Annotated in this window: 13 protein-coding genes; 6 read left to right on the forward strand and 7 right to left on the reverse strand. The window is 53.7% G+C overall.

The annotated features are described in order from the left end of the window. Positions 1-6: 6 nt before the first annotated feature. Both K239x_RS28615 and K239x_RS13355 read left to right on the forward strand, forming a co-directional pair. Positions 7-3,786: a serine hydrolase gene (locus K239x_RS28615; RefSeq protein WP_473163592.1), complete on the forward strand. Its 3,780-nt coding sequence runs from the start codon at positions 7-9 to the stop codon at positions 3,784-3,786. A 218-nt stretch (positions 3,787-4,004) separates the two neighbouring features. After that, on the forward strand, positions 4,005-4,619 hold the full coding sequence (locus K239x_RS13355) for a hypothetical protein (RefSeq protein ID WP_145418550.1): 615 nt from the start codon (positions 4,005-4,007) through the stop codon (positions 4,617-4,619). Between the two features lie 57 nt (positions 4,620-4,676). On the opposite strand, the gene asd is transcribed toward K239x_RS13355, so the two are convergent. The 3 genes from asd to K239x_RS13370 form a co-directional block, all read right to left on the reverse strand. Beyond that, positions 4,677-5,594: an archaetidylserine decarboxylase gene (gene asd / locus K239x_RS13360; RefSeq protein ID WP_145418551.1), complete on the reverse strand. Its 918-nt coding sequence runs from the start codon at positions 5,592-5,594 to the stop codon at positions 4,677-4,679. 189 nt (positions 5,595-5,783) lie between these two features. After that, positions 5,784-6,986 (reverse strand): leucine-rich repeat domain-containing protein, encoded by a 1,203-nt coding sequence (locus K239x_RS13365; protein ID WP_145418552.1) that lies wholly within the window; start codon positions 6,984-6,986, stop codon positions 5,784-5,786. Between the two features lie 156 nt (positions 6,987-7,142). After that, complete coding sequence (locus K239x_RS13370) at positions 7,143-8,303, reverse strand: ankyrin repeat domain-containing protein (RefSeq protein WP_145418553.1); 1,161 nt, start codon at positions 8,301-8,303, stop codon at positions 7,143-7,145. Between the two features lie 332 nt (positions 8,304-8,635). Between K239x_RS13370 and K239x_RS13375 the strand changes: the two genes are divergently transcribed. Then, on the forward strand, positions 8,636-9,766 hold the full coding sequence (locus K239x_RS13375; RefSeq protein WP_145418554.1) for a hypothetical protein: 1,131 nt from the start codon (positions 8,636-8,638) through the stop codon (positions 9,764-9,766). A gap of 16 nt (positions 9,767-9,782) precedes the next feature. On the opposite strand, the gene K239x_RS13380 is transcribed toward K239x_RS13375, so the two are convergent. Then, the gene (locus tag K239x_RS13380) at positions 9,783-10,628 is read right to left on the reverse strand and encodes a polysaccharide deacetylase family protein (protein WP_145418555.1); all 846 of its coding nucleotides are present in this window, start codon (positions 10,626-10,628) and stop codon (positions 9,783-9,785) included. Between K239x_RS13380 and K239x_RS28620 the strand changes: the two genes are divergently transcribed. Then, positions 10,627-10,752, forward strand: coding sequence for a hypothetical protein (locus K239x_RS28620; RefSeq protein WP_419190015.1), 126 nt, complete (start codon positions 10,627-10,629; stop codon positions 10,750-10,752). The genes K239x_RS13380 and K239x_RS28620 overlap by 2 nt on opposite strands. 372 nt (positions 10,753-11,124) lie before the next feature. Beyond that, a complete protein-coding gene (locus K239x_RS13385; RefSeq protein ID WP_419190016.1) occupies positions 11,125-11,607 on the forward strand; it encodes a rhodanese-like domain-containing protein in 483 nt (160 codons plus the stop codon). A gap of 66 nt (positions 11,608-11,673) precedes the next feature. Here K239x_RS13385 and K239x_RS13390 read toward each other — a convergent pair whose 3' ends face one another. Beyond that, entirely contained in the window at positions 11,674-14,034 is a 2,361-nt protein-coding gene (locus tag K239x_RS13390) for a glycosyl hydrolase family 95 catalytic domain-containing protein (RefSeq protein ID WP_145418557.1), read from the reverse strand. Between the two features lie 195 nt (positions 14,035-14,229). Between K239x_RS13390 and K239x_RS13395 the strand changes: the two genes are divergently transcribed. Further along, the gene (locus K239x_RS13395; RefSeq protein WP_145418558.1) at positions 14,230-15,723 is read left to right on the forward strand and encodes a sialate O-acetylesterase; all 1,494 of its coding nucleotides are present in this window, start codon (positions 14,230-14,232) and stop codon (positions 15,721-15,723) included. Positions 15,724-15,784: 61 nt separating this feature from the next. Here K239x_RS13395 and K239x_RS13400 read toward each other — a convergent pair whose 3' ends face one another. Further along, a complete protein-coding gene (locus K239x_RS13400) occupies positions 15,785-17,521 on the reverse strand; it encodes a sulfatase-like hydrolase/transferase (protein ID WP_419190017.1) in 1,737 nt (578 codons plus the stop codon). Between the two features lie 52 nt (positions 17,522-17,573). Further along, the gene (locus K239x_RS13405; RefSeq protein ID WP_145418559.1) at positions 17,574-19,136 is read right to left on the reverse strand and encodes a sulfatase family protein; all 1,563 of its coding nucleotides are present in this window, start codon (positions 19,134-19,136) and stop codon (positions 17,574-17,576) included. Positions 19,137-19,372 lie beyond the last annotated feature (236 nt).

Here is a 19,372-nt window from a genome sequence, read left to right on the forward strand (position 1 = left end):
GCCATTATCGCCGATGAAAGTTGTCTGATCGAATCGGACGTCGCAAGGTGCGCCGGGCTTTTCCACGGCATCAATATCAGACTTTGCAAGTGCGGTGGACTGACACCAGCGTTAAGAATGCTGCGGCAAGCGCGCAAATTGGGATTGAAGACAATGGTAGGCTGTATGGTCGATAGTTCCGTTGGCATTGCCGGGGCCGCACAACTGTTGCCGTTACTCGATTACGCGGATCTTGATGGAGCCGCTCTTATTTCCGAAGACATCGCAACGGGGGTTGTCGTTGACAATGGCCGAATCCGTTTAGGAGATGGGTTTTGGAAGCGGCGTTCAACTTACAAACAAGCACAGCGAAGAGAGCGAGTCATGAGAGCATTCCGAATCCTGCTTGTCACTATTCTGTTTGCTGGGCTAGTTCCCGTTGAACTTTATGGTCAAACATCCCCTGCGCTCGGACATCAAACGGATGAGCAAATCGATTCCTTGGTCGATCGCCTGATGCGTGGTGAAGGCGTTCCGGGGATATCGGTCGCCGTCGCAAAACAGAATCAACTGGTTTACTCCAAGGGGTTCGGGTTGGCCGATGTGGAAAACTCGGTTCCGGCAACGGATCAAACGTTGTATCGCACGGCGTCGATTGCCAAGCCGATGGCTGCGGCTGTCGTCTTGTCGTTAATGGAAGAAGGCAAACTGAATCTGGACGAAGATGTTCGCACCTACGTCCCCCATTTTGGAAAGAAACGCTGGGTCGTAACCAGCCGACAGTTGCTGGGACATCTCGGCGGAATTCGCCACTACAAGTCGTCTGCAGAAGCGTCGTCGACAGAACACTTCTTCAGTCTTCAGTCCGCGTTGAAAACCTTTGCCAATGATCGCTTGATCCACAAGCCAGGATCTAAGTATCGCTATTCATCGTTTGGCTACAACTTACTGGGTTCAGTGAGCGAAGGAGCCGCAGAAGAGAGTTTCCCCCACCTGCTGCAGAAACGCGTGTTGGGACCGGCTGGAATGGTGCACACAGTCGTTGACGATACTTACGTCGTGATTCCCAATCGGGCCAGCGGCTACATTCGAGCCACGGAATCGTTGCTGACGACTTTGCCAGACGACCACAATTGGGTACTCGGCAAACTCTACAACTCGAAACTGCATGATACGAGCATGAAGATTCCCGGTGGTGGGCTGCTGTCAACTGCTTCGGACTTGGTTCGCTTTGCAACCGCGTTGAACCAACGAAAGCTTTTGAAGCAATCGACGCTGCAAACGATGTGGACTCGGCAGCGCACCTCTGACAACAAACCAACAAGCTACGGATTGGGATGGAGCGTCGGCGAAAAATCGGGCCGCAGAGCTGTCTGGCATGGCGGAGCGCAGTCTGGCACATCCACGACGCTGTTGCTGTACCCGGACACCGGCACGTGTGTTGCACTGATGAGCAACCTACAGCGTTTGAAGTTGATGGAAACTGCGGTCGCGATCGCGGATGTCGTCGATCCACCCACTTACGACTACGCACCCGCCATCGAAAAACTGAAAGCGGCGGTGCGTTATGAAGTCGCCGAGAAAGATTTGCCGGCTTTTTCAATCTCGATGGTTGATCGAAACAAGACGGTGTGGGCTGACGGGTTCGGCTTTCAAGATGCTGAGAAGAAAACTCCTGCGACGGCGGGTACGGTTTATCGAGTTGGGTCCATCTCGAAACTGTTTACCGACATCGCCGTGGTGCAGCTCGCAGAAGAAGGCAAGCTTGATCTGGACGCGCCGATCCAAAAATATCTTCCCGGCTTTCAACCGAACAATCCATTCGGTGTGAAGCAAACACTGCGGCAAATGATGACGCATCGCAGCGGATTGGTACGCGAATCACCGGTTGGGAATTACTTTGATCCCGACGAGCCTTCGCTGACTGAAACGGTCGCGAGCCTGAATCAAACCAAATTGGTGTACGAGCCGGATACAAAAACAAAGTACTCCAATGCGGCGATCGCTGTCGTTGGTTCAGTCTTGGAGAATCAGCTGGACGTTACGCACCCGCAACGCGTGAGGCAGTCGATCTTCGAACCGCTTGGGATGACCAACAGCAGCTTTGTTGCGACACCAGAAATCGCACCGAAAATTGCCACTGGTTGGATGTGGACCTATGACGACCGACGGTCCGAAGCACCTAGCTTTCTTTTGGGGACCGGGCCCGCAGGGAATTTGTATTCAAACGTGATTGACTTGTCGAAATTCTTGTCGTGTCTGTTCAACGATGGCCGCACTGAAAGCGGGCGGATTCTACAGCCCGATTCGCTAACGGAGATGATCTCACCCCGCAAAGACAAGAATGGAAAATCGGTGGGATACGGTTTGGGATTCCGCATTTCAAGTTTGGACGGCCATACCAAAGTTGGGCACGGTGGCGCGGTCTACGGTTTTTCTACCCAACTGGGAGCACTGCCGCAGCGCAAATTGGGTGTCGCAGCGGCTTCTTCGCTGGACGCGTCCAATGGTGTGGTCAGTCGGCTGACGAACTACGCATTGCGATTGATGCTTGCGACACAAGACGGCAAAGCGTTGCCCGAATACCGCAGTACAATCGCGATTCCTGCAGACCGAATTTCCAATCTGCTCGGCACCTACCGAGAGGTTGATGGGGATGCAGAGGAAAACCGTTTCACACAGATTTCCCAGCTCAATGGCAGAGTGATGATGGAGCGTGGTTCGTTTCGGCACGATTTGCGTGCCGCGGCGGATGATGGTTCCATCATCACCGACGATGTCATCGGCGCGGACACCGAAGTCAAACGCGAAGGCGAAGACCGTCTGCGGGTCGGTGACCTGACGTTTGAGCGACTTCCAAATATACCTCCCCAAGAAATCCCCAAGCGCTGGCGCGGATTGATTGGTGAGTACGGTTGGGACCACAACACGCTGTACATTTTAGAAGACAACGGAAAGCTGTACGCCTTGATCGAGTGGTTCTATCGCTATCCGCTCAAGGAAGTCAGTGAGAATGTCTTTGAGTTTCCCAACTACGGTTTGTATCACGGCGAGGGTCTGAAGTTCACCCGCACGCCGGATGGTCGAGCGACCGAAGTTAACGCTGCCGAAGTGGTATTCAAACGGCGCGAGGTCGGCACAAAAGACGGCGAGACATTCAAGATCAAACCTGTCAAACCAATCGACGAACTTCGTGCAAAGGCTTTGGCAGCGAATCCGCCAGTTGAACAAGGCGACTTTCGTGAGGCGAATCTGACGGAATTGGTCCAACTTGATCCAACCATCAAGCTGGACATTCGCTACGCGACAACCAACAACTTTACAGGAGCCGTCTTTTACAAGCAGCCCAAAGCGTTCATGCAACATCCAGCTGCCGAAGCTGTGGTGCGAGCGAACGCCCGGGTTCGGAGTCGAGGGCTCGGCCTGCTGATTAACGATGCGTATCGACCATGGCATGTGACGAAAATGTTTTGGGACGCCACGCCGGGTGACTTGAAGGACTTTGTTGCAAACCCAGCGAACGGTTCGCGTCACAACCGAGGATGTGCGGTCGATTTGACGCTTTATGACCTGAAGACCGGAGAGCCCATTCAGATGGTCGCTGGCTACGACGAATTTTCACCAAGGTCGTTTCCGATGTACCCAGGTGGAACATCACGTCAACGCTGGTACCGTGATCTACTTCGTAGAACGATGGAGGCCGAAGGCTTCACGATCTACGAATTTGAGTGGTGGCACTTTGATTTTGGCGACTGGAAGAAATATCGCATTGGCAATGTGACATTTGAGGAAATTGATCACCACTAAAGCGAGCACAATTTGCTGCCTTAGAATTGTTCCGCCTAAATTCGACGGTTTCACCGCCTGACGCCGGGTTGGACGGCGAACGCAGCGGAGATCAAAAGCAAAGTCCGCGTGCACCGGAAACAGGATGTTTCTAGGTTTATGATTCGGCAGCTGATAACATCGTCATTGAGCCAGGAGAGCTATCGTACGTTCAATCAGTTTTAGAGATACCGGACAATATGAAAACACTTTTTTCAATCACCCTTTCGATTGCCGTACTCGTGTTGAGTGCGTCGGAATGTGTCGCCGAGCAGTTCGTGCTTTTCGACACCACATTTACGATTACCAAAGCGGAGGCCGATGACTCGAAGCCGAGTCCGTCGCACGTTTACCTCAAAGGAAAAATGCTGAACGCCAAACGTCCAACGGACTGGACATCGCCAATCGACTATCGCAACGGAAGCGTCCACGTTCGACTGGAAGTCATCGATAAATCCGCTGGCGGCGAACCGACGACCTGGAGTGTCTGTTACATCCCGAACAAGCGACAAAATGGAGGCTACGGTTGCATCGGTACCGATGTCTACAAGGAAGCGGGAGTCTACGAGAAAGACATCGCTATGACAAAGTTCTGGCAAAACGATGGCATTGTCTGGACCGAAGGCATCAAGGAGATGCATCTCGTGATCAAGGACAATAGCGGCGGCAAGGGGCATGCCCACAAGCGTTCTGACCACCAGAAATTCTTTCCCACCAAAGTCCGCATGACGCTGGTCCAGGTCGCCAAGGGATCAAAGTACGACCCGAAAATGATTCCGAGTCAGCCTGTTTCGAACGCTGACAAAACCGACTGAGGACGAGCGTTCTGGCAAGGAGATGCGTTCATCCCAAGTGAACGTGCTGAGCCGAATTCACTTCGACGCGGTGTCGGCCCTGTTAATGGACGCTCCCATGTGATCGCCGACTCTGGCGTACAGTTCGCGGTGCTGCTGTGAGTTTTCGACGAGGTCTGTATCAAATTTGATGCGTCCGGGTTCAAAAATGGTGATCGTGGAGGAGCCTCCAAAACGAAAGTACCCTTTCTCGTCTCCTTTTTCGACGAATGCTCCTTCGCGGTACGTTTGGCAGATGCTTCCCACGCAAGTCGCTCCGATTTCCATGACAATTACTTTGCCAAACGATTCTGTTTCCAACTCGGTCAAGCATCGTTTGTTTGTCGCCAAAATCTGAATGTTTTGACGCAGCGCGATTGGGTTCACCGAATACAGCGGGCCGTTGATCAGTCGTGTCGCGCCTGGCACGCCAGCAGCAGGGAAATGAAAGCGGTGGTAGTCGACGGGGCACAATCGCGAAAGAAGTAGGCTTCCCTCAGCGTATTGCTCTGCCAGTTGCGTATCGCCCACCAATGTGGCCAAGTCGAACATTTCGCCTTTGACAAACAGGCCTTCGCACCGCGATAGATCGGGAACACAAAGATGGCGACCGTCCGCGGGGAACACGATCGAGGACGCGTCTGAGTCAATCGGCCTGGCTTCTGGTTTGAGCTCCCTGAAAAAGAACTCGTTGAAATTTTCGAAGTCCTCGACATCACGCACGAACTCGGTCGCGTCAAGTTCATAGTTCTTGATAAATGGCACGATCTTTTGACGCGTGCTGGGACGGTCCATCTTCCATCCATACCAACGCGAAAACGCCGCACGCTTCACAAGGGCGTTCAGGGAGACTCGCCCGCCCAGCGTTCCGTAAGTCCAGCGAAGTGCTTTTTCGCCGTAGATTTTTTCAACGCAGGTTTCGTCGCGGTATCGGTCGTAGTAGACGATTTCATCCATATCAAAAAAAGTCTTCCATAAGCGGTTTGCTGGGGCCAACTTTGTCGCCAACATGGCAGAAAGGTGCAAGGGAGGGCAGGGTAGTCGGATCAAAGCAAACGCATCGACCGCAGAGAACGCGTTGTTCGCCGTGTCTGAAATGCTCGGTCGACGCGTTTGATCGAAAGATAAGTTGAATCTGGAGGCCGACTACTTCACGATTGTCTTTAGCTTTTGCAGCGATCGGAGGGAGTCATGGCCAGCCTTGGTGGTCCGGGTGCCACTGATGTTTAACATCTGTAGTTCGCTAAGACTCTGGATGGAAACGATTCCGGCATCGGTGATACGCGTTCCACCGACCTGCAGTTTCTTCAGTTGCGGCATGGCTTTCACATGGGCAAATCCCGCATCGGTGATCGTAGTGCCGTTCAGATCCAAGTCCTTAAACTCTTTGATTTGAATCATCGCCCCGTCATTGATATTGAGAATGTCACTGAGTCGAAGACGCTCTAGCAAGACAAGGCTGCTGATGTAGTCGAGGCTCTTGTTCGCCATTTTTCCTCCGTTTCGGGCGATGTCCAAGAACTGTAGTTGCTTCAGTTTGGGCAGGAATGACAAGCCTTCGTTTGAGAGCTGGCATGCACTTAGGCTTAGTTCTTGCAGGTTGGTTAGGTTGGCGAGTTCGGCCAAGTCGTCATTGGAAAGAGCGATCATGCCAACGTCCAGTCGCACCAATCGCTTGGTTTTGCTGGCGTGGCGGACGGATTTTCCCGTTAGCCCATTGGCGACGTGACTGCCAAAAGACAACGATTCGAGTGCCGGAAAACTCTGCAGGTTCGCAATGCCTGAATCGGTCACCTGTGTCATCTTCAGTGATAACTCTTTCAGGTTCTTTAGGTCGGATAGATGAGAAAGTCCGCCATCGGTGACGGGGGTGAAATTAAGATTCACGACTGTGACGTAGGGAAGTCCTTTCCAGTTGACCCTGGCAAGCCACGCGTCGGTCATCTGGGAGCGATCCTTGACCATGCGGGAAGTGACTTCGACGACGTTTCCCAGAGCATCTTGTTTGATAACGGCCCCGGACCGTTTCAATGCTGCCACCGCCGTCGGGCTATCCTTGATCGATGTCACCGCAATGCTGGTGATTGCAGCAGTCGCTTTGTCGAAGATCACTGCTGCATGACGGTCGACGGGAAGCTGTTCCAAACTCGCTTCGTCTCCGTTGATGGTGACACTCGCGTCGGCGGCCAAGGGGAGAGTGCGTACTTTCCCCCGGTAGATCAGTTCGATCGCGTGATCGGCATCGTTCCAAGACTTGATCTTCACTTTGACCGGCGTCGCTGCGTTGGCAGTCGACGCGAACAGAGCAGAGATCATGATCAGCCAGAACGATACGCGAACGACTAACATCAACGCATTCCTTGGAAAATGCTGGCTGGGGACACAATGCAAATCATCCTATCGGAATGTTGGCAGCTTGTTCAGGCTGACATCATCTGGTCCGCCAGAAGAACGCAAAATGGTGTCGATGCCAGCAACGATCTGCGTTGCGTTGTCCCCGTGCGGTTACTTTAACCCTTGCTGTTGAAGCCACTGAGCGACATCGGCGCGGCCTTGCGTGAGTGACTCCAAGAGCTCGTTGGCCGAATCGCCTAAACCGTATCCGACGCGACCCGCACGGTAGAGGGGCACGCGATTTTTCGGTGACCGTGGTGTTGCCGTTGCATACTCAAGTGCATTCTTGCCGTCGATTCCGCCGTAAAGATCTTGCAGCACATCGGCAACGAACGACCCGACGACGGTTTTATAGACGGGTCCCAAGAGGGTTGAGTAACGGCCTTTTGTGACCAACGTCGGTGCGTCCCATCGGACTTCAAAATCCGCATGCTTTCCGCCTTTAGCGATCGCGGTTTCGTCGCAGCCAAGTGTGGAGACGGCATTCAGATCGGCACCTTGTTCAATCAAGTGTTTCACCAACTCTAAATCTCCGCCGGCAGCGGCAAAGTGCAGAAGTGTTTTTCCACCGCAGCGACTCTCCACTGTCAGCTTGCCCGTTTTCAACGCCTGCATGACGGCGGCGGAGTCTCCCAGAATCAGTGATTCGATTTCCGATGGATACTTGATCGTTTGACTGAACAATCGAAAGGCGTAGTGAGGTTGAATCAGTGCCAGTTCGTTCATCGTCAATCCAGAAGCGATTTGCCATTCGACAAGGCCTTCGGTCTTGATATCGGCCAGGACATCCAGGCGATGCTGATGGTTGATCAAGTTTGCCAATTCTTGGTGGCCGGACGTAGCAATGAGGTGTCCGACGGCACAGTGAGTTCCCCACGGATCAATGAACACGGGCCGGCGTCCGGCAACGAAGGTGTTTTTCGGAAACATGCCGTTGGTCATGTAATCGTGCAACCGCTGAATTTTATCGATCCGCTGTTCACGTTGTGATTCGCTTAGGTGTTCGACGTCCGCCGACTTCAATCGCTGGATTACCAATGCAAAGTGACTCTGAATCAGAGACACTTCGTCGTCCAAGTCGCCAACGTTCGCGATGACGGTAAAGTCAGGCGTCTCGTCCGACCAATATGGGTTCAATTGACAAAGACGCTGGTAAAGGCTGGGTGTTGGGTCAGTGTTGGCGGCCATGTCAGCACGAGCAGATGCTGCGAACAGCAAGGCCGGCAGGACTATTAGGACGACGCGTTGGATCAATTGTTTGGCGTGAATCATCGGATCAGTTTCCATCGGAGAAAAGGGAGCTTTCGGGCGAAGTGTTCATCGCCTGTAACTACACCTGTGGTTTTTCTCCGTCGGGGCCTCAACAAAATCCAGAGGAATTCTTGAATGATCCGATCCGCTGCGAACAAAGCGTCTTTTTGCAGTGTGTAGCGTGCGAAAAACGTGGCGTCGTCGGTGTGGGATATGGGCAGGATAAGCACTGCCGAGTTGTTTGGCCCCTGAATTTTGAGTTTTGGTTAAGGGATCTGGACCGTAACCGCACATGGTCTTGCGAAGCTGGCATGAGCCAGTTGGAACGAACGTCCAACCACCGAGATGATCCCATGATCCGAATTCTTATCACGACTGTCGCCCTAGCCACCTGTTCGCTACTCGCGTCACCTGTATCGGCCAGCATTCCTAGCAGCCTGCCTCAGACCCGCGCGATCTATCAAGATCTGGCGGGTTTGAAAACGGAGTGCGATCGAACGATTCAGATGGCGTTACGACTTCGCGAAGCCACACGCGGTGCCCGACGCAATGTGGATCAGTCGATCGAAGTGACCAAGGCCATCAAATCGATGGACGGACGTTTGGTCCGACTGATCGACCGATTGAAGCCATACGCATCCGTCCCCAAAGTACGCACTGTGGTGCGAACACTTTCAAGAAATTTGCAACGCATTCAAGCAAAGCTTCATGCGGTCAGAAAGAAGACGGATCGCTGTGAGAAAGAGGTGCTTCGTCCCACACAAAAACGGCTGAAAGATTTGGAGCAGTCTTTGGCCGGTGCCGAGCAAAAGCTTCGTGGACTTAAACGTGATATTGACGAGAAAATGATGCAACTGGAGCAAGCGGCCCAGGTCGCACAGCGCACGCGGTTTACTCGCCAAACACTGGAGACAACTGCTCGATCGCTTCGACAAGCCACGTCCGTGACGCTTGATGGCGTTCGCCAAATCCGCCAACAGATCGATCTTGTCGGACGCAAGTTGCCATCGTTGAATCAGCATGCAGCCAGTTTTCGTACGGTCGGAAACTCATTGAGTGACATGAATCGCAAAATGCGTACGCCGGAAGACATGGTCGGCAAATTGGACAAGGCGATCGGCAAGAAGCTGACGATCAAAATTCCGTTCTCTCGAAAGTCGGTCAGTTTCACTATTCGACAGATTTTGGAGAAGCCGGGCCAAGTCATCGGGATCGTCTTGAAGCCCCTGGAAAAACTGGCCGACGGAATACTGCAACCGATCCTTGGGAAGATGAAATTGGAAATGCAACCGCCCAAAGGGCTGCACGAATTGGAACAGAAACTTGCGTCGCTCAGCAGTCTCAATCGCTCGCTGGGTTCTGCCTGTGACAAACTGGTCGGCCAGTTGAATACCCGCATCGATCAGCAGCGAAATGGACTGAGAGCGATTCGGATAACAATCCCAGCAACACCTCGTCTTGCCCAGCAGTCATCAACGCAATGAAGCGTGTTTGGAAACGCTATTTTTCCTGACTCGCTGCGGCTGATGTTTCTGCAGGCACGCGATCCTGCTTGGACTTTACCCAAGCGGCGGCCTCTTGAAAGGTTGCCACCCAGACCGATTTGTCCTTCTGCAGAAAGCGAAGAATCTCTTTGTGGTCGTTTGCACTGATTGCCAAGTGGTCGCCACCCACACCATGAAACATAAACACAAGCCAGCCGTGCTTTTCTTTTGTGTTGGTTACTTGGGAAAGCTGATACGCCAGGTCGCGTTCGTGGCCTGCTACAGTCTTCACGGCAAAGAGATCAATTTTCTCTTTGCTGGGGACATGAAATCCAAATTTGGTGGTTCTGGCGGCAAAGAATCGCTCTTTCACCAGCGGGATGTAGCTATGATTGTCTTCGCCGATGTACGTGGCTCCGCAAGGAAAAGCAAACGTAGCCTTTTCTCGCTTGACGCCATTTCGGACTAGGTTTCCTAGGTTGTCATCGAGTTCTGCTGCCATGCGTGCATCGTCGTAGTCTTCCAGAGCATCGCCCGGTTTCACCCAATCGTTCTTGCGAGCGCAAGGATGCTTGATCGTGTGTCCGGCCAGTTCGTGTCCTTCGCTGCAAACTTGATCCAAGTCTTCTTGCGACCACCGATAGGTAACGTCTCCGGGACAAAAGAACGTTCCCTTCAGTTTCGCGGCTTTCAACTGTGGCAATGCGTGATCGATCTGACTTGGGATTCCGTCGTCATACGTGAGTGTCACACAGTAGGTTTTTCCCTGTGGCCAATACCCATCTTCTGCGGCGACCATCGACGGAACGGTGATTAAGGCGGCAAGTGAAAGGAGCCATAATAGCTTCGTGGAACCGAGCATGAATCGAACTCTACGCAAAGGATTGCTGGACATGATAGGGTCGACTAAAGGCCGACACTTGCAGCAAAAGTGCTGCGTGGTCATCGTAATGCAAATCGAAAAGGAACGCGAATGGTTGGGGTAACGCGGCAGGGCGAATCACTTTTGAAATGTAGAAGCTTTTATTAGGCGGAATGGCGCCAGCCATCTGCTCTCGTCGCTCCGGACGGCTCGCGCCGTTCCGCTCACAGTTGAGCCCGTTTCAGAAAGCGAAATGCCGTGGGATGGTCGCGTTGCGGTCAAAAGTGTCGGCCAGTTCATTTAACGTTGTTGAATTTCAATTAGAATACAACGGTCGTCATCGCTGGATCGACAGAGACTAAGACGTTGGCAGGTGTAGCGGAAAATCGATCGACGGCTGACCTCTCTCGGATGCAGAGTCTTGTGGTCAGCGGCTGTTTGATTGGCGTTGATAGCGAATCTCTAATACTCATTGCGAAGGTGGATGCGTCAACCAATGTCGCGTTTAGATCATCGACTGGGCGAACAAATTGTTCGTTTTTGCGGCGTCGGGTTCAATGTGATTGAATGGATTTGCCGGTGGTTGGGCCGTCGTCGTGTGGAAGTGATCGCGACCAGTGACGTCCGCGCGAAGATGATGCGAGACAGTGCCAGCCATGTCTTAGTTGACGTGCGCAGTGCGGCAGAACATTCGGTTTCCAGGATTCCTGGCGCGATCACTCAGGCTGAGTACGAAGCCGACGCCGACTCTTTGGCGGGGCGCCGAGTCATTGTCTACTGCACTGTCGGTGGACGCAGTTATCTTTACGCTCGAAAACTGGTCAGCGATGGCATCGATGCGGTGAACTATCAAGAGGGGATCTTGGGTTGGTGTCGAGCAGAATTACCATTGGAATCGCCTGGCAAGCGACCAACCGCTGAGGTGCATCCGTATTGGCGAATCTTTTGGGTGCCGGATCGCTACACGGTCAAAACGTAGCGGACGTTTACTTAGCGGCCACGTAAAGTTCTTGTCGGTCACATGAGATCGTGATGGGGCTGGGATTCAGTGAGGCTGTTTCGCGGTTGGTTTTCCGAATCGAAAAGGCTTCCCTCGGCGTGGCACGGGAGTGACAGTAAAATCGGTGAGAGGTTCACCTTGGGGGTAAAATGCGACCCAGCCACCCGGCAACGTTTTGACTTGATAGAGACCGTCTTGGGAAACTTGCACGGTAGTGTCTGGCGACGTCAAATACTGCGCGGCAGGCATTTGCGGATCGATGGCGACGGTGCCACCGCTTTGGGACTGTATGACCGCCCATTTTGTGCTTCCTTGTTCACGGCGGGCGCTCACGAGAAAAGCACCTTCGCCGCGCAATTGGTGAAACTGGACTGTGGACCAATCGTCTGGTACCGCCGGAAAGATTCGTAGCCGTCCACCCCAGCTTTGCAACAGCATCTCCTGGATCGCGGTGGCACCGTGTAGTGGTGTTTCAATGACCGGCAACCCGCCTGCTTCGGAATAGAACGTGTTGGCGTGAAGAAAGTTTTTCAGCCGACCCAAAAACTCTAAGGCCCGATCACCGTCGCTTAACAAAGCCGCCATGCAAGCACCACCAGTGGCGGAGTAGCCCGCCAGCCCGGCTTTGAAACTATGCCAATGATCCAAGCTGCGTGTGATGAGTTCACGGTCCTCGGCAGTGTCGGGCGTGAGATTACGAAGCGGATAGATCGCCATGAGGTGCGACCAGTGACGATGCGGTCCGCTCAGCGGCAAACTGCGTCCGATCATTCGGCCGGTTTTGTCGACGTGACTTGGCACCAGTCTCTTTTGAATATCTTGCCACGCTGAAATCAAAGGTTCGTCCGCCTGGTTCAATCTGGATTCTTCAGCCAGTTCCAACAATCGGCCACTGCCCCATCGCAGCAAGTCCAGGTCATAAGTACAGTCTTCGGCGAGTCGGTATTCGGGGCTGTATGTCTGTGGCAAGTGCAGGAGACCATCGGGTTGTTCGACAAGGAAATGACGATAGTAATTGACGGCTCGCACAAGCAGCGGGTAGAGAACTCGGTCGCGCAATTCCTGGTCCTGCCAGTAACGGTATTCCAGATCAACGTTGTGAAGTGCCCACAGCAAATTGCCGCACTCCCGGCCAATCAATCGATCCATCGGCGGTCGCCCGGTTCCAGGTTGACCGGCGCGACCCAACAAATCCCAGCCGGAAGAATTGCGTCCGATTGCATAGGAGTCTTCGCGGTAGGCCGGAGCGACGTTGCGGGCAAGATTTTCGCGTTTGATATCCAAGCGATAGCTGAGTGCCGATCCCATGTCACGGCGATTGGCCGTTGCAAATCCGCTATGCGAAAGCTGCGCGTTTAGGTTCCACCAGATGGAATTCCACGCTGTCGGTTGCAACCACGGTCCTTGATTGTCGAGTATCCAGCCTTTGCCGCGAGTCGCCGATGCGAGTTTGTATTGCTGCGCCCAATAGAATGCGTCCCAGTAGGGATCACCGGTCGACACGAAACTAGCGTGATAGTACTGGTGCCACCAATCGCGGTGCGTTTGCAACCAAACGTCTTGGTCAGCGGCCACCGCCGATCGAACGGCGCTGACTGCTTTGTCCATTGCAACTTTGTCTGGAAAACTATGTTGCACACTCAGCCACAACCACTGGGTGCCATCGATGTTTCGTTGTTGCCAAGCCACGGCGGTTTGTCCGCCCGCGTGCAGATTGTGCACAGCGGTTTGAACACCATCGGCCAGCTTTGATTGGACCGGAGCTGGGTTGGCGGGAATGCGAGGTGTTTTTGCTCTCTGCGCCCGAGGATTGGTTGCCGGCTGGGGCACATACGCCATCACCATCCCTTTAAGCTGGCCCGTTGCTTTGCAACCAAGCCGCATGACCGGTGCGTTTGCGTGCACCAGGGCGGTCCATTCGGCGTTGCCCGCCAAAGAGTCAAGTGTGCCGGTTGTTTCCGCGTTCCATAGTCCAAGTCGCGCGGTTCCGCCGGTCAGTTTCGCTGGAAACTGCATCTCAAGATGACCGATGAAGTGCCGTCCGCGATTGAGCGTCGCGACGTTCTTTTCACTTTGGTCATCCTGTTCAAAAGGGCGATGATCATGAGCGGCCGAACAACCCACGTCCCAGCGCAGACGGCGATTGTCGATCTGGTACATCATGGTGCCCTGTTCGCCATTGCCCAGAAACGGTGCTTCTTTCCAATTTCGCGGCAACTGGTCCCAGATCATGTCCTGTTGGGCCAAAGTGGTTTTCCAGTCGACATGGTCAGCTACCGGGACAGTAATCGGCAACGAAGTTTTAGTCGGAATCGAATTGCTCTCATCGGCTGCCGTCCAGGGACTGGATGATACGGCCAGAATGACGATCAAGATGGTAGGATGTGCGAACGACTGAAAATGCATGGCGGGTTTCGGGGTTCGTCGATCGAATCTTCACGGAGAATGGGCAAGTCACATTGTAGCTGTGGACTTGCAGGCGCCCACGTCGCTGACTGAGTGCGTTTCTGCGGAAATTCTGATGTGGCTGCTCGGTCAACTTTGCATGGTGTTGGTCGCCGTTCGTTCTTTTGTTTTCCAGAGTTGGATTGGTCTTTTACGATGATGCGTTTTATCTGTGGTGTTTTGCCCCTGTGGCTGATTCTTGGCAATGTGCTAGCGGCAGATGAATTGGCAGTGCAGCAACGGCAAGCAACGGCGCTGCGGCTGTCCAGAATGTTTGGCGACGGCATGGTTTTTCAACAACAATCCGACGCAGCGATTTGGGGCTGGACCAACGCTGGTTCAACGGTATCGGTGACTCCGTCGTGGTCGAATGAAACGTCTCAAGTCACGGCGGGAACCGATGGGAAATGGCAAACCAAAGTCAAGACTCCTCGAGCAGGCGGGCCGTTTCAGGTTCGCGTGAGCAACGGCAACGAAACGGTTGAACTCAAAGACGTGCTGGTGGGCGAAGTCTGGATCTGTTCGGGACAGTCCAACATGCAGTGGAAGATGCGTGGTTTTGGGCTAGAGCATTTTGCCGAGGACGTTGCCAAAGCGAAGCATCCACAGATCCGATTTTGCGACGTGCCGCAAGTCATTGCACTCAAAGGACGCGATGATGTTCAGGCAAAGTGGACCACGTGCAGTCCGCGGTCCGTATTGGCATTCAGCGCGGTCGGCTACTTCTTTGGATCGCGATTGCATCAAGAGCTTGATGTGCCGATCGGATTGATCTCGACCAGTTGGGGAGGATCGTCCGCGGAGGCTTGGGTGAGTCCCGAAGTTTTGAAGAACCAGTTTCCGGAATTCAATGAGTCATTCGAGATCAATGCAAAAACAGCGGATCAAGCTGGCGTTTCGTTCGGCCGAACCAACAAACCACCTAAAGGATTGAATCAGCGGAACCCAAGTGTTTTGTACAACAGCATGATACGGCCGCTGATTCCGTTTTCGTTACGCGGCGTCGTTTGGTACCAGGGAGAGTCGAATGTGAAGGAACCTGAGCAATATCGAACATTGTTTCCCGCAATGATTGACGATTGGCGAAATCGTTGGGGAGCGGGAGACTTTCCGTTTTACTTCGTGCAGATCGCACCCTTTGCGTATAAGCAGGAGCCCGTCAGCGCAGCGTTTCTACGGGAGGCTCAGATGATGACTTTGTCACAGCCGAACACTGGCATGGTCGTGACGATGGATATCGGCAACCCGACCAACATTCACCCCAGACAGAAAAAGCCAGTGGGCGATCGGCTTGCTCAAATGGCTTTGGCACGCGATTACGGACGCAACGACATTGTAGATTCCGGACCTTTGTTTCAGCGAGATGAAATCGAAGGAGCAACCATTCGGCTGCATTTCACGGACATTGGCGGCGGGTTGGCAACGCGTGACGACTTGGCTCTAAGCCATTTTACGATCGCAGCAGCGGACCGCAGATTCGTTCCCGCGAAGGCGATAATCGATGGAAACACGATCGTTGTTAGCAGCGAATCGATTGGAAAACCGGTTGCGGTTCGATATGCGTGGGGAAGCGGCGACACGCCCAACTTGTCCAATCGAGAAGGGCTGCCGGCATCCTCGTTTCGCACCGATGACTGGCCAATCAAATGATGCGCGGTGTTCGTTGCTGGGACGACAAAACCAAGCGAGCAATGCAATTGCGAACTTCGTACTACGGAATGATCGCTTGGGCGAGGTCGCTGCCAACGACGAAGTAACCAAGCGGCTGTGCGTCGCTGGTCTTTACTAGCCATACGTGGCCACGACTTGTCTTGTAAGGTTTGAACCAACCAGATTCAAGGATTCCATAGGAGTGTTCACTTGCATCGGCGTCGATGCGCACGATTTCGACGGGTTGCCCGCTCTTGTTATTGAAGAAGATGTCGAACGACTTGCCGGTTGGCGCCGCCAGCGGACGCGACTCTAAATCGGTCCGCCATTTCAGCTGCGGGAGTTTGCCCACGTCAGCTGGAATGAATTGGGCGAACGATTTTGGGGCGTGTTTTCGCAACGCTTCTTTTTGCTGAGTGTACTTCGCGTCCTCGGCGAGGTTCGTCCATTCGTACGGATCAGCTTGGATGTCGTACAGTTCTTCGTTGCCGTTGTCGTAGTGGATATAGCGAAATCGTTTTCCGCTGATGCCGTAGTTGTTTGGTGTTTGCAGGTGTGTCACCGCGGCATGGTCCCACTTGGCTTGCGGATCATCGAGCAGCGGCACCAAACTTGGCTCGGTCGAACCGTCCTTGGCTGGCAGGCCGGCGAGCTCGGTCAAAGTAGAATAGAGGCTGGCCAAGCTAACCGGTTCGTCGCAGCGCTGGCCGGGCTGAGTTCCCGCGGGAAGTCCGGTCGTTCCGCTGGGCACTTTCACGACCAGGGGCACACGGCTGCACGAACGCCACGCGGTGTACTTTTGCCAGTGTTGTTTTTCGCCAAGATGCCATCCGTGGTCGCTCCACAACATCACGATCGTGTTGTCGCTGTTCGGGCCCTGCTCCAGCGAATTCAGAACTCGACCGACCATTGCATCGGCAAACGCAATCGACGCCAGATAGCCTTGAATACCCTGCTTCCATTGCCCCTGTTCTTGGATGTGTTTGAAATAGCGATTCGGTCCAAGTGCTTTGCCGGCGGAGGGAAGATCATCCAAGTCGTTGGCGCGATAACCGGGTGGCAATTGGATTTCGTCCAACGGGAACAAATCAAAGTACTTCTGCGGGACAAACCATGGTTCGTGTGGACGGTAGATTCCGCAAGCCAGAAAGAACGGCTGGTCGTGTTGTTTGCGAAGTTGTTTTCCGATCCAGTCTGACACCAACCAGTCGCCGCCGAATTCCTCGTCGCTGACGTCCAGCCCGCCCCAATCGGTTTCGATGTATTGCCATTTTCCGCCGCGCGGCAAACTGACGGGCCGTTTCTCCGGATAGAGCGTGCGTGGAAACGGATTCTCGGTAAACCGTTTCGGGAAATATTGGTCCCACGAATCCCCATCGATAAAGTAGTGAAGGATCTTTCCCGATCCCGCTGACCAGTACCCGTGGCGAGAAAAATAGCGAGGGATCAATTCGGCAGTGGGCAGTATGTTTCTCATGCGTTGCCGATTGTCATACAGTCCCGATCGATAGCAGGGGATTCCCGTCATCACGGCTGTGCGCGAAGGATTGCAAGATGGCGACGAACAGTGCGCATTGGTGAACAGGACACCGCTGTCGGCCAGTCGGTCGATATTGGGAGTCCGTGCCTGGGGATGCCCTTGGAGACAGCCGACCCAGTCGTTGAGATCGTCTACGGAAATAAACAGCACGTTGGGGCGAGCAGTTTCATCGGCCATCGCTGGCCAAGCTGTGAGAACGCAAAGCAGAAGGGGCACGGACAACCAAGTACCGCGCAGAGTCATTGGCAAATGCATCATCAGTCGTTCCGAATTGAGAAGTGGTCATCACACGAAGGGATAAGACGACTCGCTAGAGTTTTTCGTAATCGGGAGCGTCGTACATTTTTCGCAGTCGATGGTACTCGGCGGTTAATGCTGCGCGGGTATCCTCGTAGACCGGGTCCGCATGAACACTTTGCATCTCTTGCGGGTCCGTTTTTAAGTCGAACAGATTCCATTGGTCGGCTTGCGGAAAGTAGATCAATTTGTGCCGGTCGGTACGGACGCCAAAGTGCTGTGGCACGGCGTGTTCGCCTAGTTCGTAGTAGGCGTAGTAGAGTGATTCTCGCCAATCGTTCGTATTGCCCGTTAGCAAGGGAACCAGGGATCGGCCTTGAACTGCCGAAGGGATTTCTACCTGAGCTGCCTCCAGAAACGTCGGTGCGTAGTCAATGTTCTGAATCAGTTCGCGTGGTTGCGAGCCAGCATCGATGACACCAGGCCAGCGGATGATAAACGGCATGCGAAACGATTCTTCGAACATCCAACGTTTGTCGTACCAACCGTGTTCGCCCAAAAAGAAACCCTGGTCGGACGAGTAGATCACGATGGTGTTGTCCGCCAAACCATGGTCGTCCACGTACTTCAGCATACGGCCGACGCTCTCATCGACGGCTTTGACCGTACTGAGATAATTTCGCATGTAGCGACGGTATTTCCAACGAACGACGTCGCGGTGCTTGAGTTTTCCCGCTCTGAAGTCCGCCAGAAACTCTTTGTTCTTGGGGCCGAAGTGGGCGTCCCAGTCTTTGCGTTGATCCGCATTCATGCGGTTGTACTCGGGAGTGCCATAGCGATCCGGCGCGGGGAGTTTGACGTCGCCCCGTTCGTCTTTGCGGATCTTGACGTCGTAGGCCCAGTCAAAATGACGATCGATCTCCATTTCGTTTTTTGCGAGCAGATCGGACCGATTGGAGTAATCGTCAAACAGTGTGTCCGGCTCGGGAATATCGACATCATCGAAATCGCCAAGGTGTCGCAGCGCGGGTGAAAATGTTCGATGCGGCGCTTTGTGTTGACACATGAGAAAGAACGGTTTGTCGGCGTCGCGTGATTCCAACCAAGCGACGGCTTTGTCAGTGGTGAGGTCCGTCGCGTAACCATCGAACCGTTTCCGCTGACCATCCATCTGCAAAAAATCGGGGTTGTAGTAGCTTCCTTGGCCAGGCAGGATTTCCCAGTGATCGAATCCAACGGGATCGGATTTTAAGTGCCACTTTCCGATCACGGCCGTGGTGTATCCGCTTGCCTTGAGTTCTTTGGCAACGGTCCATTGCTTGGCATCGAAACTGTTACCGTTGCGCATGAAGCCGTTTGCGTGACTGTGCTTGCCCGTCAGAATCGTTGCCCGCGAAGGCCCGCAGATTGAATTGGCACAAAACGAATTGCGGAACACCGCGCCTTCGTGGGCAATGCGATCGATGTTGGGAGTCGGAGCGACCTTTGCAAGGGACCCGCCGTACGCCGAAATTGATTTGACTGCGTGGTCGTCCGAGAACAGAAACAGGATGTTGGGCCGGTCGGCAGCATAGGAGTTCCCGAGCTGTGTAGAGAGAAGGACGAGCAAAAACAATGCTGGACGTGGCACATTCATCGGCGATGGATCCCTTGGTTCGTAAACGTATCAGTCACTCGACTGGTTCCATTAGTCTGTTGCATCACGAACGACCTGGCAACTCGCCTAACGCCGATGATCACTGCGGCAGTTGGTAGCGACGCGTCCTCGCCCAAAAGGTTTGAGGGCATCGATTTGGTGGGCGAGCCGCGTGGAAACCAAATACAATGTTGGGACTGTACATGCCCAAGTTGAATCGCACGTACGCAGCGATC

Source organism: Stieleria marina, from assembly GCA_007741555.1.
GTDB lineage: Bacteria > Planctomycetota > Planctomycetia > Pirellulales > Pirellulaceae > K23-9.

Coding starts and splice junctions, on each gene's coding strand:
- K239x_RS13365 (WP_145418552.1), bottom strand. CDS start 6,986: ATGTTAGTCGTTCGCGTATCGTTCTGGCTGATCATGATCTCTGCTCTG.
- K239x_RS13380 (WP_145418555.1), bottom strand. CDS start 10,628: ATGCTCGGTTCCACGAAGCTATTATGGCTCCTTTCACTTGCCGCCTTA.
- K239x_RS13405 (WP_145418559.1), bottom strand. CDS start 19,136: ATGAATGTGCCACGTCCAGCATTGTTTTTGCTCGTCCTTCTCTCTACA.
- K239x_RS13395 (WP_145418558.1), top strand. CDS start 14,230: ATGATGCGTTTTATCTGTGGTGTTTTGCCCCTGTGGCTGATTCTTGGC.
- K239x_RS13370 (WP_145418553.1), bottom strand. CDS start 8,303: ATGATTCACGCCAAACAATTGATCCAACGCGTCGTCCTAATAGTCCTG.
- K239x_RS13355 (WP_145418550.1), top strand. CDS start 4,005: ATGAAAACACTTTTTTCAATCACCCTTTCGATTGCCGTACTCGTGTTG.
- K239x_RS13400 (WP_419190017.1), bottom strand. CDS start 17,521: ATGATGCATTTGCCAATGACTCTGCGCGGTACTTGGTTGTCCGTGCCC.
- K239x_RS13375 (WP_145418554.1), top strand. CDS start 8,636: ATGATCCGAATTCTTATCACGACTGTCGCCCTAGCCACCTGTTCGCTA.
- asd (WP_145418551.1), bottom strand. CDS start 5,594: ATGGATGAAATCGTCTACTACGACCGATACCGCGACGAAACCTGCGTT.
- K239x_RS13390 (WP_145418557.1), bottom strand. CDS start 14,034: ATGCATTTTCAGTCGTTCGCACATCCTACCATCTTGATCGTCATTCTG.
- K239x_RS13385 (WP_419190016.1), top strand. CDS start 11,125: ATGTCGCGTTTAGATCATCGACTGGGCGAACAAATTGTTCGTTTTTGC.
- K239x_RS28620 (WP_419190015.1), top strand. CDS start 10,627: ATGAATCGAACTCTACGCAAAGGATTGCTGGACATGATAGGGTCGACT.